General features: G+C 62.5%; 11 protein-coding genes and 1 tRNA gene. 7 read left to right on the forward strand and 5 right to left on the reverse strand.

What is annotated here, in order from left to right; translation table 11 throughout:
- Nucleotides 1-136: 136 nt before the first annotated feature.
- The 3 genes from FHU29_RS19945 to FHU29_RS19955 all read left to right on the forward strand — a co-directional run bounded on the left by FHU29_RS19945 (nt 137) and on the right by FHU29_RS19955 (nt 3,683).
- Entirely contained in the window at nt 137-2,476 is a 2,340-nt protein-coding gene (locus FHU29_RS19945) for a bifunctional DNA primase/polymerase (protein ID WP_074390676.1), read from the forward strand.
- Nucleotides 2,477-2,650 carry a hypothetical protein gene (locus FHU29_RS19950; protein ID WP_157094858.1) on the forward strand — a complete coding sequence of 58 codons (174 nt, stop codon included), beginning with the start codon at nt 2,477-2,479 and terminating at the stop codon, nt 2,648-2,650.
- A 379-nt stretch (nt 2,651-3,029) separates the two neighbouring features.
- Nucleotides 3,030-3,683 carry a hypothetical protein gene (locus FHU29_RS19955; RefSeq protein ID WP_157094857.1) on the forward strand — a complete coding sequence of 218 codons (654 nt, stop codon included), beginning with the start codon at nt 3,030-3,032 and terminating at the stop codon, nt 3,681-3,683.
- A gap of 112 nt (nt 3,684-3,795) precedes the next feature.
- Here the strand turns inward: FHU29_RS19955 and FHU29_RS19960 are convergent, their stop codons facing one another.
- Both FHU29_RS19960 and FHU29_RS19965 read right to left on the reverse strand, forming a co-directional pair.
- Nucleotides 3,796-5,121, reverse strand: a complete 1,326-nt coding sequence (locus tag FHU29_RS19960; protein WP_064438385.1) for an ISL3-like element ISPfr2 family transposase — start codon at nt 5,119-5,121, stop codon at nt 3,796-3,798.
- Between the two features lie 628 nt (nt 5,122-5,749).
- Complete coding sequence (locus FHU29_RS19965) at nt 5,750-6,061, reverse strand: putative quinol monooxygenase (RefSeq protein WP_017838546.1); 312 nt, start codon at nt 6,059-6,061, stop codon at nt 5,750-5,752.
- A 107-nt stretch (nt 6,062-6,168) separates the two neighbouring features.
- Between FHU29_RS19965 and FHU29_RS19970 the strand changes: the two genes are divergently transcribed.
- The 4 genes from FHU29_RS19970 (at nt 6,169) to FHU29_RS19985 (ending at nt 9,970) form a co-directional block, all read left to right on the forward strand.
- Nucleotides 6,169-7,110 carry a GlxA family transcriptional regulator gene (locus FHU29_RS19970; RefSeq protein ID WP_064438678.1) on the forward strand — a complete coding sequence of 314 codons (942 nt, stop codon included), beginning with the start codon at nt 6,169-6,171 and terminating at the stop codon, nt 7,108-7,110.
- A gap of 431 nt (nt 7,111-7,541) precedes the next feature.
- Nucleotides 7,542-8,210, forward strand: a complete 669-nt coding sequence (locus tag FHU29_RS19975; RefSeq protein WP_232322832.1) for a recombinase family protein — start codon at nt 7,542-7,544, stop codon at nt 8,208-8,210.
- Complete coding sequence (locus FHU29_RS19980; protein ID WP_064438384.1) at nt 8,210-9,571, forward strand: tyrosine-type recombinase/integrase; 1,362 nt, start codon at nt 8,210-8,212, stop codon at nt 9,569-9,571. Before FHU29_RS19975 ends, FHU29_RS19980 begins: the two co-directional genes overlap by 1 nt.
- Before the next feature lie 108 nt (nt 9,572-9,679).
- Nucleotides 9,680-9,970, forward strand: coding sequence for a hypothetical protein (locus tag FHU29_RS19985; RefSeq protein ID WP_064438383.1), 291 nt, complete (start codon nt 9,680-9,682; stop codon nt 9,968-9,970).
- A 16-nt stretch (nt 9,971-9,986) separates the two neighbouring features.
- Here the strand turns inward: FHU29_RS19985 and FHU29_RS19990 are convergent, their stop codons facing one another.
- From FHU29_RS19990 to FHU29_RS20000, 3 genes are all read right to left on the reverse strand, one after another.
- Nucleotides 9,987-10,835 (reverse strand): hypothetical protein, encoded by an 849-nt coding sequence (locus tag FHU29_RS19990; protein ID WP_064438382.1) that lies wholly within the window; start codon nt 10,833-10,835, stop codon nt 9,987-9,989.
- Nucleotides 10,836-10,972: 137 nt separating this feature from the next.
- Nucleotides 10,973-11,043: transfer RNA gene (locus tag FHU29_RS19995), tRNA-Gly, on the reverse strand.
- Nucleotides 11,044-11,117: 74 nt separating this feature from the next.
- On the reverse strand, nt 11,118-11,918 hold the full coding sequence (locus FHU29_RS20000) for a VOC family protein (RefSeq protein ID WP_064438381.1): 801 nt from the start codon (nt 11,916-11,918) through the stop codon (nt 11,118-11,120).
- Between the last annotated feature and the right edge of the window lie 153 nt (nt 11,919-12,071).

Genomic DNA, 12,071 nt, shown 5'->3' on the forward strand with positions numbered 1-12,071 from the left:
ACCAGTAAATCCAAGGAGGCTCCTTGGCGAACAATCCGAGCACAACCTGTAAGGACCGTTCAGTGAGCAAACCACCCGGAAAGGAACAGAAAGGATCGCTCAATGAGTAAACCAACCCGACAGAAAGGATCACTCAATGCCTAATACTACCGTAAACGCAGGTGAAGCGCTAAGTAGCAACGGGCCAGAGCATCACATCAGCGCGGAAGAATTTCTCCAGAGTGCACAAGCCTACTTCACAGACTATTGGGAAGGTGTGCTGCCGCTGAATGGTAAGCGACTCATCGGAAAAGGACTCACGGGCTGGTACGGCAGGGGCGCCACGTGGGATGTAATACAGCAATGGCCGTCCCAATTCCCGGGATGCAACCTGGGTATGCGGACTCCACCTGGATGCCTCGTAATAGACGTTGACGATTATGGCGACAAACATGGTGGCGACACTCTCAAGCGCTATGAGGCTAAGTTAGGCCCATTACCACGCACGTGGAAGAACACACGACGCGATCCCAATTCGCCAAGTGGTCAGTTGTGGTTCCGGGTTCCGGAAGACTATATCGCCAAGGGCAATCTTGGACGGCCGGAGGATTGTATAGAAATTCTGCAACCGCACCATCGGTATGCGGTGGTGCACCCCAGCGTGGACCCCGAAACAGGACGCCAATGGTGGTGGTATGACGAAGAGGGGCTGAGGAACAGTTTCCCGCCGTATCCAGGTGACTTCCCGATGCTGCCTCAAGCGTGGCTTGATGAGCTTTCGGTTGAAAACGCCGGACCAGAGCCAGAGGCCACGGGCGAAGAAGCAGCCGAATTGGAGGCGGAGTTTCCGCTTGGAGATTATTCACCCGGCGTACGCCGCGTTCTCACCGAAGCACGATTGGGACTGAGGGGTGCCCGGCATCCCGCGATACTGACGCATTCGATGCGTTTGGTGCGCCTTGGAACGTTAGGGGAGTCCGGCGTGCCTAAGGCACGCGACCAGCTGAGAAGGTGGTTTACCAAGGCGTGTGAGCGTGACGGTTCGCGCAGCCCTGCGGAAGCCGAGAGCGAATTCGATTCTCAGTGGCAGGGAGCCTTGCGCAAAGTAGCAGCGAATACCGCCGGTGTCTCCCTGAAGGAACAGGCTGCTCGATTCTGGAAAGCACGCCCCGAATTGGCACGACTCAAGCAATTTGCCGAATCGAGAGGCGTAGCTCCGTGGTCTATGTTCGGTTCAGCACTTACGCGCGTGCTCGCGCTCACTCCCCCTTGGGTCGCACTGCCGCCGATAGTTGGGGAACCCGCATCGTTGAATTTCATGGCGCTGTTGGTGGACAAGTCCGGGGGCGGGAAGTCCATTTCCGACAAGGCAGCCAGGCAGTTTGTTGTCGGCAGTGAGGCGATCTTCACTCGGGGAATCGGAAGTGGCAACGGGATGCTCCACGCCTATGGGCTCATGAGGAAGAATGGAACTCAGCACAGCATTCGCGAAACCGTCATCTACTACGTGGACGAAGTCGACAGCTTTGTCGCAGAAATGGCGAGACCGGGCAACAATACGTCTGCCGTGGTTCGCCAGGCGATTTCTGGTAACGAACTGGGAAATCAGTATGTGGACAGAACGAAGAATGTAACCCTGAAAGAGTTCCGCTACCGGATGGCGATCGTTATGTGTGCGCAACCAAGGCAAGCAACGCCGTTATTCGCTCAAGTCGACGGAGGTCTTCCGCAGCGAATCCTGTTTTTGCCTGTTGACAATTCGGATATGCCGGAGCCGGAACTGTGGCCGGAACAGCCCGACGAGCTTCTCACAATTCCAGTGTGGCCTAAATGGAAGGCCGGACAAGAAGACCGAGACACTGCCGAAGGAGAAGCCGAAGGTGGCCGCGTGGACCTCGGACTGAAGTCCTTAGATCTGGATCTTCCGTTTTTACGGGAAGATCTTGTCTTATTAGATGTTCCACGCAATGTTCGCAAGGAAGTTCGACAATCCTATTTCGAGCGGCAGCGCGGTTTGAAGGAGTTTGACCCGCTGGATGGGCACGCTGACCTGATCCGACTGAAAGTTGCCGCCGGGCTAATGCGAATGAATGGACGACTCGACGGGATCACCGAAGAGGATTGGGAACTGGCTGGTGTAGTGATGGCCGTGAGCAATGAAGCTCGTAAGTCGGTTCTTCACGAGCTCGCCACAAAAACGAAAGAGACAGCCCGCCGCGCGGGTAAGGCCGAGGCGCACCGAGAGATCGCTAAATCAGAAGTACTCAGCGAAGCTAAAGAAGCCGGAATAGAGAAGTGCATCGAGCGGATAAGGGTGTTGCTTAGTAGAAAGAACGATCAATCGCGCAGTGAGATTCGCAGAGCGGCTGGCAAGGCGCATAAGGCCTACTTTGACGAAGCGGTCGAACGGTTGGTCGACATGGGTGACCTGGAACTAGAACCGCTTGTGTATCGCGGGCAGAACGGTGAAAAAATGCGGTTAACGGAGGTCCCTTGAGTGAGCTTGCGTCTGGTCGAACTTCTTGGTTTAAGGGGGGTAGGGGAGTACGTGCTACCCCCCTTGCGCGTGCGCCGCCGCCCGGCGGCAACACAACACCGCAAAAAGTTCGAGTGGAAGAAAGCAAAAGCCCAGGTAGAAAGATTAAAAAAGAAGAATTTATTTTTCATGTAACGCGCGCGGGCGAGGGGTTACGCGTTTTGCGCGAGCGAGGGGGGTAACGCTACCCCCCTACCCCCCTTAGCTGCCGAGAAGCGGCCCAACCTAGAGAAATAATGGAGGAAAAATGACAGACGCGGTGATTGATGCCAAGGATGAGAAAGTCGAGCCAGAGACTTCAAAGGGGAAAGACATGGAAGGACTGTGGTCCGATGGGCGGAGTCCAGCGCGGCCTTGCACGGCGCATCGCAGTAATGGCGAACCGTGCAAACGTGCGGCGATAAACGGTGGCAATGTGTGCGGTACGCACGGTGGGCGTAGTCCACAAGTGAAGGCAGCGGCCCGGCGGAGACTTGAAAACGCAGCCGATCGCATGGCTAAGGAGTTGCTGCGCATGGCTGCCGACAGCCAAGTGAGCGATGGCGTTAAGCTGGCGGCGATTAAAGACGCGCTGGACCGCGCAGGCGTCAGCGCCCGCACAGCGGTGGACGTGAACGTTGACACCAAACCCTGGGAACAGCTGATGGCCAACGTGGCGGGGTTGCGTGGCGGTAGCCGCGCTGCATCCCGAACACGCCGTGGCGCTGACGACACCGGACCCGCTGGCCCGCAGCACGGAACCCTTGGGTCACCGGGCGAAGTGCTGGAAGCTGAAGTACTGGACGACGATAGCGACGATGGCGAGCCGCCCTCCTGCAAGGGCTGCGGCGGTGTGTTCCCCAGTACACTCCCGCCGTGGCTGATCGCGTACCCGACCTACTGCCAGGATTGTCGAGCTGAGCGTGGGCTGCCCGATCCGCCGCGCAACGACACGCCTGCATTGGATTACGACACCGAAAATCCACCAAGATCGGCCCAGAATGCCGTTGATAACTTTGCGCCGCACCCAAGTGCCACAAGCGGCGTAAACGTTGCCCTGCGGGGCGCTACAGCGCCGGCAATGGCCGCTACGGGGCGGCGCAACCGGGGTGTGTGCCCGCCGGTTGCTGGCAGTACGCGGCTGGGCTACGCGGCACCCCCGCGCGCCCGCCGCCGCACTAAGGCGTAGTTCCACAAAACTGCAGATCAGAGCCTATTTACTTAGTAGCGATCGAACAGGCGTTCGGGTAGTGTTTTGGGTGTACTAAACGCACTAAACGTCCGATTGGGGCGTTGGGGGCTCATCCCAATCGGGGGTGTAGGAGTTGGGGTCTGAAGCCGCCGGTCTCGAGCAGGCTTCGGGCGATGTAGTTGGTCAGGTTGCGGAACCCGAGTGCGGAGCCGCGCAGGTGTTCGAGCCGTCCGTTGAGCGCCTCGGTCGGCCCGTTGCTGGTGCCGGGTCGTTCGAAGTAGGCGAGCACGTCAGCGGCTCGCTTCTTCAGGGTCCGGCTCAGGGTGGTGAGCTCGGTGAGCACCTTGGGGACGCCGGCGCTGAGGTCGGTGATCAGCTTCTCCATGAGCTCGCGGCCACGTTGCCGGTCCTCGTGGCGATAGGCGGCGATCATGCGCTGGTAGACACCCCAGGTCGCCTCGACCTCGACGTGAGCGTCATCAACGAACAGCGCGCGTAGCCTGTCGCTCTGCTTGTCGGTGAGCAGGTCCGCGCCGGTGTGCAGCGTGCGCCGCGACTTGTAGAGCGGGTCGTCCCTGAACCCACGGTGCCCGTGGATCGCGAGTTGGACCCGGCGCCGGCACCTGTCGAGGGCGTCACCGGCCAGGCGCACGACGTGGAAGGGATCCATCACCATGACCGCGTCCGGGATCTCCTCCGCAGCGGCGGTCTTGAACCCGGTGAAGCCGTCCATCGCGACCACCTCGACCGCGTCACGGAAGGCGTCGTCGCGGTCGGCGAGCCAGGTCTTGAACGCCGCCTTCGACCGGCCCTCGACCATGTCCAGCAGCCTTGCTGGGCCGGCGCCATCGCGGACCGGGGTGAGGTCGATGATCACGGTGACGTACTTGTCGCCACGCCTGGTGTGGCGCCAGACGTGCTCATCGACGCCAATGACCTTCACGCCCTCAAACCGCGTGGGGTCGTTGATCAGCAGCCGCTTGCCTTCAGCCAGGACCGCGTTGTTGGCGGTGTCCCACGCGACCCCGAGTCCCTCGGCGACACGGGCGACGGTGAGGTGTGCGACCACGATCCCTTCCAGCGCCCACCGCAGCCCGGTGCGCGAGAGCTTCGCGCGTGGCTCCGCAGCGGCGCTGGTGTCTTGGCGCCACACGTGTCCGCAGTCGGCACAGCGGTAGCGGCGCACTACAACTTCCAGCACGGTCGGTCGCCAGCCCAGCGGCTCGTGGGCCAACCGCCGGATCACGGTGTCACGAGCAGCGCCTTCGCTGCCGCACCGTCGGCACCACTGATCTGGTTCCACCACGCGGCACACTAGGACCGCACGATCCGGTTCAAGTCGTTGCCCGGTCACGCTCAGACCGAGGCCGTCGAGTCGAGCGAAGGCGGTCAGGTCAGGGCGGCTGAAGCCGGCCGGCGGGGTTGTGTCGGTCACGTCGAGGTCTTTCGGATGGATGGCGTAGGAACCTCCGTCGTCGGGAGACCTCGACGTCTATCTGCGGACCGACGCGCCCGGCCGACCTACACCGGCATCTGAGAAGACCCCTGAAACGTCTTCGACGAAGACGGGACCGGCGAGGAGGAGGGCGCGGTGAGCTAAAAGAATGGAGCTTGCTCGGCTTCGACGCCGCCGCAAGCTCCGGTGAAACGGTCGGTACTAGTCGGTCGTCGTCGGTCACCACCGGATGGCGGCGTCCCCCACGCTCGGCGTTCGCGCAGGTCAGCGGCTCGTTCGCCCAGTGGGCGCATCAGGCGATAGACGCAAAGCCGACGTGATTAGGTCGTCGGTTCGATTCCGACAGGCGGCTCCGGCGAACAGCCCCTGACCTGCGGAAACGTAGGGCAGGGGCGGTTCGGTTCTGATGGTCGCGCGATGCGCTGGCCTCACGGCTCTGCCCGACACCCGACGTCGCTCTCCTCTGCGACGGACCCCTCGCCGGATGAACGCTCGGACATCCTGTCCGTGTGCCGATAGGCCTCGCACCGCTCGGCAACGCAGCGTGGCGCTGCGTCGCGACCTGGCGACGGCTCGGCGGGGCGCGATCGTCTCGTGCGTTGGCGGACTACGGAAGCTTGGACGCGAGGACGTCGGCCGCCAGGATCTCGGGTGCTGCGCCGAGGAGGTGCTGGTTGTCCATCAGGGCTGCGACGATGGCGCCGTTGGCGTGGGCGTCGCGAGCGGCCTCGTCGGGGAATGCATCGAAGATCCAGAAGGTGTCGGCGTGGGTCCTGACCGCGAACCAGACAATCGTTCCTGCTTCTTCGTTGGCGAGCGCGACAGCGCCGGCGAGCAGATCGGCGAGCGCGTCGTGCTGTCCATCGGCCGCGACGATCTTGGCGACGAAGGCATACGGAAGTGATGCGGGTGTGGACATGAGGGACTCTCCTTGAAATCGGGGTTCTTCGTGGGACGAGTTCAGCGTATGACGAGCGAGGGCCGGTGGGAAGTGGCGTATACGGCAGTATTGCTATTGTTTACGTCATGCGTATCGGACTGATCGCGATCGACGGCTGCTTCGGTTCGGCTATCGCGTCGATCATCGACATCGTGCGGGTGGCCGACGGAGCCCGCCGCGATGTCGACCCGCGGATCGACCCGATCAAACTCGCCATCCTCGGACCGAAACGGCGAGTGACCACGACGGCATCGATGACCCTGTCGGTGGACCACCCACTGTCGGAGTCCGCAGAGTTCGACGTGGTCGTCGTCCCTGCGCTTGGAACCCTCACGGCCGCCGCTACCCACGACGCCCTCCAGAGCCGAGATGCTCGTTCGGTCATCGCCTCGCTCGGGCGCCTCGACGAGGCGACCACCCGGATCGCCGCGGCGTGCACCGGCGTGTTCGCCGTCGCCGAGACCGGACGGATGCATCATCGGCGGGCGACGACCAGCTGGTTCCTGGGGCCGGAGTTCCTGAAGCGCTATCCGACCGTCGCCCTCGATCTCGACACCATGGTCGTGGTCGACGGGAACCTCGTCACCGCCGGCGCCGCGTTCGCCCACATCGACCTCGCGCTCTCACTCGTGCGATCGATCAGCCCCGACCTGGCCCAACATGTCGCCAAGCTCCTCATCATCGACGAGCGTCCGTCGCAGGCGGCCTTCGTCGCCTACGAACATCTCCGGCACGAGGACCCGATCGTCGTCGAGTTCGAACGCTTCGTGCGCGCCCGCCTGGACGAACCGTTCAACGTCGCCTTCGTCGCGCAGTCGCTCGGCACCAGCCGGCGCACCCTCGAACGACGAGTCCGTGCGGCGCTCAACCTCACTCCGCTCGGCTTCGTCCAACGGCTTCGCATCGAACGAGCTCGGCACCTCTCAGCAACCACGGACCTCACCTCCGCCGAGATCGCGCTACGGGTCGGCTACGCGAACGCCGAGACTCTGCGCTCCCTCCTGCGCAGGGAGCGACGCCGTTCCTGACCTATCACCTTGCCTGTAGCCAGTGTCCTAGCGCTCGGTTGGAACCACCTCTCAGCACGTCGCGTCGACGCTCCTGCGTCGCCCCTGGACGACCCACTCGACACGCCCGCAGCACAGGCCATGTGACGTGCCCCAGCTTCCCGGACGGTCGGGGTTGGGTGGCTCGTGATGTCGCTGCGTTCTCGTCGAGAGGATCAGCAGACCCGATCAGAGTCGATTGGGATAAGACGCGAAGGCGGTCAGGTCAGGGCGGCCGAAGCCGGCCGGCGGGGTAGCGTCGGTCACGTCGAGGTCTTTCGGATGGATGGCGTAGGAACCTCCATCGTCGGGAGACCTCGACGTCTATCTGCGGACCGACGCGCCCGACCGACCTACACCCTCATCTGGGAAGAGCCGCGTTGGGTGCTCTCATCTCACTACCGGAGCGAACATTGGACACCACCACAGCACCCCTGCGGGTGATCGGCTACGTGCGAGTAAGCACGCAGCAGCAAGGCGCACGCGGCCACGGCCTGGCTGCGCAGCGGCACGCACTGGAGCACTGGTGCGCAACCAACGGGCACGAGTTGCTGACCGTCATTACTGACGTAGCGAGCGGCGCGCGGGCGGACAAGATGCACGGCCGACACGTCGCTATCGCGGCGATTGAATCTGGTGTGGCAGACGCACTTCTGGTGCGAGCGCTCGATCGTGCGACCAGAGATCAGGAAGACGCCGCTCAGCTGTTCAAGCGCGCCGAGCGCTACGGCTGGCGGCTGATGGACTGCGACAAGGCCGACAGCGGCGACCCCAGCCAGCGCTTGCTCGCGGACATTCGCCTGGCCGTGGCGGCTGAGGAGAAGCGCAAGATCAGTGAGCGCACCCGCGAGGGCCTGCACCGCGCACGCCGCGCAGGCAAGCGGCTTGGACGTCCTCCCATGATCACGCCCGAACTGGCGGCGCGCATCGTAAACATGCACACGCGGGAAGGCTTGGCAGCCAGGGCAATTGCCGTGCAGCTGACCAGCCAGGGTGTGCCTACTCCCAGCGGTGGCAAGCAGTGGCACTACAGCACGGTGCGTAAAGTGCTGGCGCGCAACGCAACCCAGGCGGTGGCGTGATGGCCAGCGTGCAGAAGAAGACGCTCAAGTCCGGCGCCACCCGGTACGAGGTGCGCTACCGCACGCCCGACGGCAAGTGCCGCACTAAGGGCGGGTTCACCACCAAGCAAACCGCTGAGGCCTACGCCACCGATATCGACTATAAGCAGCGGCGCGGCCACACCTGGGACGCCAAAGCAGGGCAGGTGGTCTTCCGGGACGCAGCTGCGCAGTGGCTGGATACCCGGCACGACCTTAAACCCCGCACCCGCGCCGGGTACGCCCATTACCTGCGTGCCAGCGGTCCCATCGACACTGCGTTGGGCGGGTATCCGCTGGCGCAAATCACGCGGCAGCAGATCAGCGATTTTGTGGAGAAGCTGATCGCTGCGAGTAAAGCGCCCAGCACCGTGCGGCACTACTACTTCGTCGTGAAGATGGTGCTGGCGCAGGCCGTGGTGGATGGTCGCCTGGACGTTAACCTCGCTGAGCACGTCAAGGTGCCTAGTGAGACCAGCGCCCAGGGCAGCGCCCCCGGCGTGGTGGACGACCCCGCCCAGTTCCTCACGGCGGCGCAGGTTGCCACGCTCGTGGCGGCGACGCCCTGGCCGTACGGGGTGCTGGTCCACGTGGCGGCGTGGACCGGTTTGCGCGCTGCCGAGTTGGGCGGCCTGCAAGTAGGGGACGTGGAGTTACCGCCCGCGCCACGCAACCCGAACGCGACACCCCGCCCCGGCGTACTGCGGGTTGAGCGCACCTTCATCATCGTCGGCGGGCAGCCGCAGTACGACGCACCGAAGACCAAAGGCAGCCGCCGCCGCGTACCGCTAACCCCAGCCACTACGGCGCTGTTGCGTGCGTACCTGGCGCAGCACCCGCACGGGCCGCACAGCGCCCATTACAGCCCCAGTGCACCATTGTTCCCGGCGTTCAGGCTGATCGCGGAGAAGCCGACGGGCGTCAAGGCGATTAAGTCGGCAGCGGCAGCCCTGGCGGAACTCTCCCCGGAGCAAGCCGCAGCGCGCCTAGAACTCGACTGGGACACGCCAGTACGCCACCCGAATTTCTTCAAGGCGATCTACCGGCCTGCGGTTCTGCGGGCTAACCGGCTCACACGTGAGCGCGGGGGCGATCCGGCGCTGCTACCCGCGGATCTGCGGTTCCACGCGCTACGGCACACCTACGCCAGCTTGTGCGTGGCGGCGGGGCTGCCTGCGCTGGCTATCGCCAAGTACATGGGCCACGCCAAGGTCACCACGACGCTGACGATCTACGCGCACTTGTTCGACGACGACCACACCGACGCCATGGCCGCTCTAGGCGCGCTCGGCCAGCCCGCGCCGAAGCCCGCGAATGTCGTACAGATGATCGGTGTGGGTTAGGAGGTCCGACTCGAAAGCGAGAAAGCTCCGTTCAGCCGAGACCTGGCGAGTTTGTCAGAGTCCGCGCGTACGCTACGGCTGAAATGTTGCAGCTATAGAGGAGCGTGCATGGTTAGCGAGATTCGAATCAAGTTCAGCGGTTGGATCAAGTTTGGGGTCACGGACCAACAGGCTCTCCGCGACTCCCACCTGGTGAAGTTGCACGAGATTGACGATCCAGAGGGCAAGTTGGGCGAGCCTTCGATTGAGCAGCTGAGTGATCTCCGGGTCGCGGCGATGCATGTGGTCGCAACTGAGGTGAATCGAAGGACCCAAAGTCTTCCTGGGCTCGAGCAGGGTTATACCAACCTGAAAGTGCAGGCGGAATTCGTCCCGGACGGTACGCTCCCGGAGGAGTAGCCCGTCTATCAGGGCGCTAGAAGGGTGGCTCGTCGTCTGCGGTGCTACTTGACCCGAACGTGCCCCAAACGTTGCTGCTGCTACTGGGCATGCGCTTCCGAAGCTCTTGCAAGAACGCATCGTAGTTCTTGTTGCTTCCGATGGCAGAGTCCAGTATCTCGAGTTCGTGCGCTCGTAGCCGCCCGTCCGCTGCCATGCCGATTAAGACGTGTCGAATTGCTTCAGTCTGTTCGCGGGAGTAGGGCCTGGGCTGCCCGTGCCGATAAAGCCTTAGCTCAGTGCGGATCTCGCTGAGGGACTCACTCACGGCCGCCATGGTCACCTGCTCGGGATTGCCGGAACTGCGCAACTGCTGGAGATCGACCGTCTGGCTGACGGGGCTTTCAGCCTTATAATCATCACCACCATCGCGTATCTGACGGGCAGCTCGATTAATGCGCTCCCTTGCGTCAGCTGCGCTGTCAAGGTCCTTGTAGTCGAAGAAGATGGTTCGCTGCCCAGCGACATCGAACGGCAGACGTTCAGACTTGTCGATGATCTGTATGAATGGCTTCGCGAACGCATGTCGTAACGCGAGTTCATAGAACACGTTTGGATTGCTGTGCGTCAGATCTGCGACGACAAGGTCCGCTGTAATCAACGAATTCACGATGTGCGTGCCGATCAGGCCCGACTCGTCGACCAGGTCCGCTCTGTCGGTACGGTAACCCAGAGGCATCACCGCAGGGTCGACGATGTGCCGCTTCACCTGATCGCTTCTGCGGCGCACGTCGTCACCTTCATGGCCTATCGGGCAGATGATGAAGCATGTCAGATCCAAGCCCTCTGGCGTTGGAGTCCACTCACCTTGCTGGCCCGCAGTCATAGCACTAGATTTTGTCACATTCTGCATTCGCGTCGGCATGAGCTCGCTACGTCCGAGGTGCTGTGGAGGTGCCAGCCACGTCCACAAAAGAAGGACCCCAGCCCAGAAACCTGCTCTGAGCTGGGGTTATGTATCTGAGCCGATGACGGGAATCGAACCCGCGTATTCAGCTTGGGAAGCTGATGTTCTGCCATTGAACTACATCGGCGCGCCGCCTAAGTGGCTGCGGCTGCCGAGTCTAGCAAGCTTTCCGCGGCGATGTGTAAGCGGCACGCTGGTGGTTCAGCCGGGTGACTCTTCGTCGTCGGGAGTGGGTATTGAGCAGACCGTTACGGATGCTCCGGTGGGGTCACTGAAGCGCGCAATTCGACCGTATTCGGTGTCGAACGGTTCCTGGAGGATTTCTCCGCCCAGTTCTGCTGCTTGCTGAAGGGTCTGGTCAGTGTCGGGTGTGCCGAGATAGGCATGCCAGTGCGAGGGAACGCCCTCGGGAAGCGTGCCAGATGCGTCGAATAAGCCGCAGACCTGCTCCCCGTTTACCGTAACCGTCTCGTACCGGAAATTTTCGTCCCCGGTGTCGAGGGGTTCGTATTGCCAGCCGAAGACGGTGGCGTAGAAGGTGCGGACCGTGTCGAAGTCGCGGGTGTTCAGTTCGAACCACACGGGTGCGCCGGGCTCCGCGATTACACCGAAGCCGTCTTGCTGGTCAGCTTCCCACACGCCGAGTGCCGCGCCGTCGGGGTCGGCGATGATCGCAAAGCGGCCCTCTGGCCCCACAGTCGTGGGCTCCACTAGAACTTTCCCGCCCGCTTGCTCTGCCGAGGCAGCCACGGTCTCGGCGCTTTCGACCGCTATATACAGGACCCATGTATCCGGAAAGCCCGAGTCGGCGGTGTTGGCGCCCATACCCGCGACGGGCTGCCCATCGAGGTAGAACATGACGTAGTCCTCGCTGCCCTCGCCGGACCGTTCCGAATTCCACCCAAAAAGGCCGGTATAGAAGGGCGTCACAAGGTCTGGCTCAGAACTCATGAGGTCGATCCAGCATGGCGTGCCGAGTTCGGAAGAATCTCGGTGCGGCATATTCGCTCCTTCAAGTGCAAAAGTGACGTGGCTCACGTCGAAGCCTACGCCTTGAATGTGTACCCGATCTAGGAGTGCCCAACAGTGCGGTGTTCCCGTGACCTGATTCACGACAACTGATTGGGTGAACTTCAGAATGACGATGCTTTGCGT

This window comes from Hoyosella altamirensis, assembly GCF_014191505.1.
GTDB lineage: Bacteria > Actinomycetota > Actinomycetes > Mycobacteriales > Mycobacteriaceae > Hoyosella > Hoyosella altamirensis.

Coding starts and splice junctions, on each gene's coding strand:
- FHU29_RS19965 (WP_017838546.1), bottom strand. CDS start 6,061: ATGTCCACACCCGCATCACTTCCGTATGCCTTCGTCGCCAAGATCGTC.
- FHU29_RS19980 (WP_064438384.1), top strand. CDS start 8,210: ATGGCCAGCGTGCAGAAGAAGACGCTCAAGTCCGGCGCCACCCGGTAC.
- FHU29_RS20000 (WP_064438381.1), bottom strand. CDS start 11,918: ATGCCGCACCGAGATTCTTCCGAACTCGGCACGCCATGCTGGATCGAC.
- FHU29_RS19985 (WP_064438383.1), top strand. CDS start 9,680: ATGGTTAGCGAGATTCGAATCAAGTTCAGCGGTTGGATCAAGTTTGGG.
- FHU29_RS19970 (WP_064438678.1), top strand. CDS start 6,169: ATGCGTATCGGACTGATCGCGATCGACGGCTGCTTCGGTTCGGCTATC.
- FHU29_RS19990 (WP_064438382.1), bottom strand. CDS start 10,835: ATGACTGCGGGCCAGCAAGGTGAGTGGACTCCAACGCCAGAGGGCTTG.
- FHU29_RS19955 (WP_157094857.1), top strand. CDS start 3,030: ATGGCTGCCGACAGCCAAGTGAGCGATGGCGTTAAGCTGGCGGCGATT.
- FHU29_RS19945 (WP_074390676.1), top strand. CDS start 137: ATGCCTAATACTACCGTAAACGCAGGTGAAGCGCTAAGTAGCAACGGG.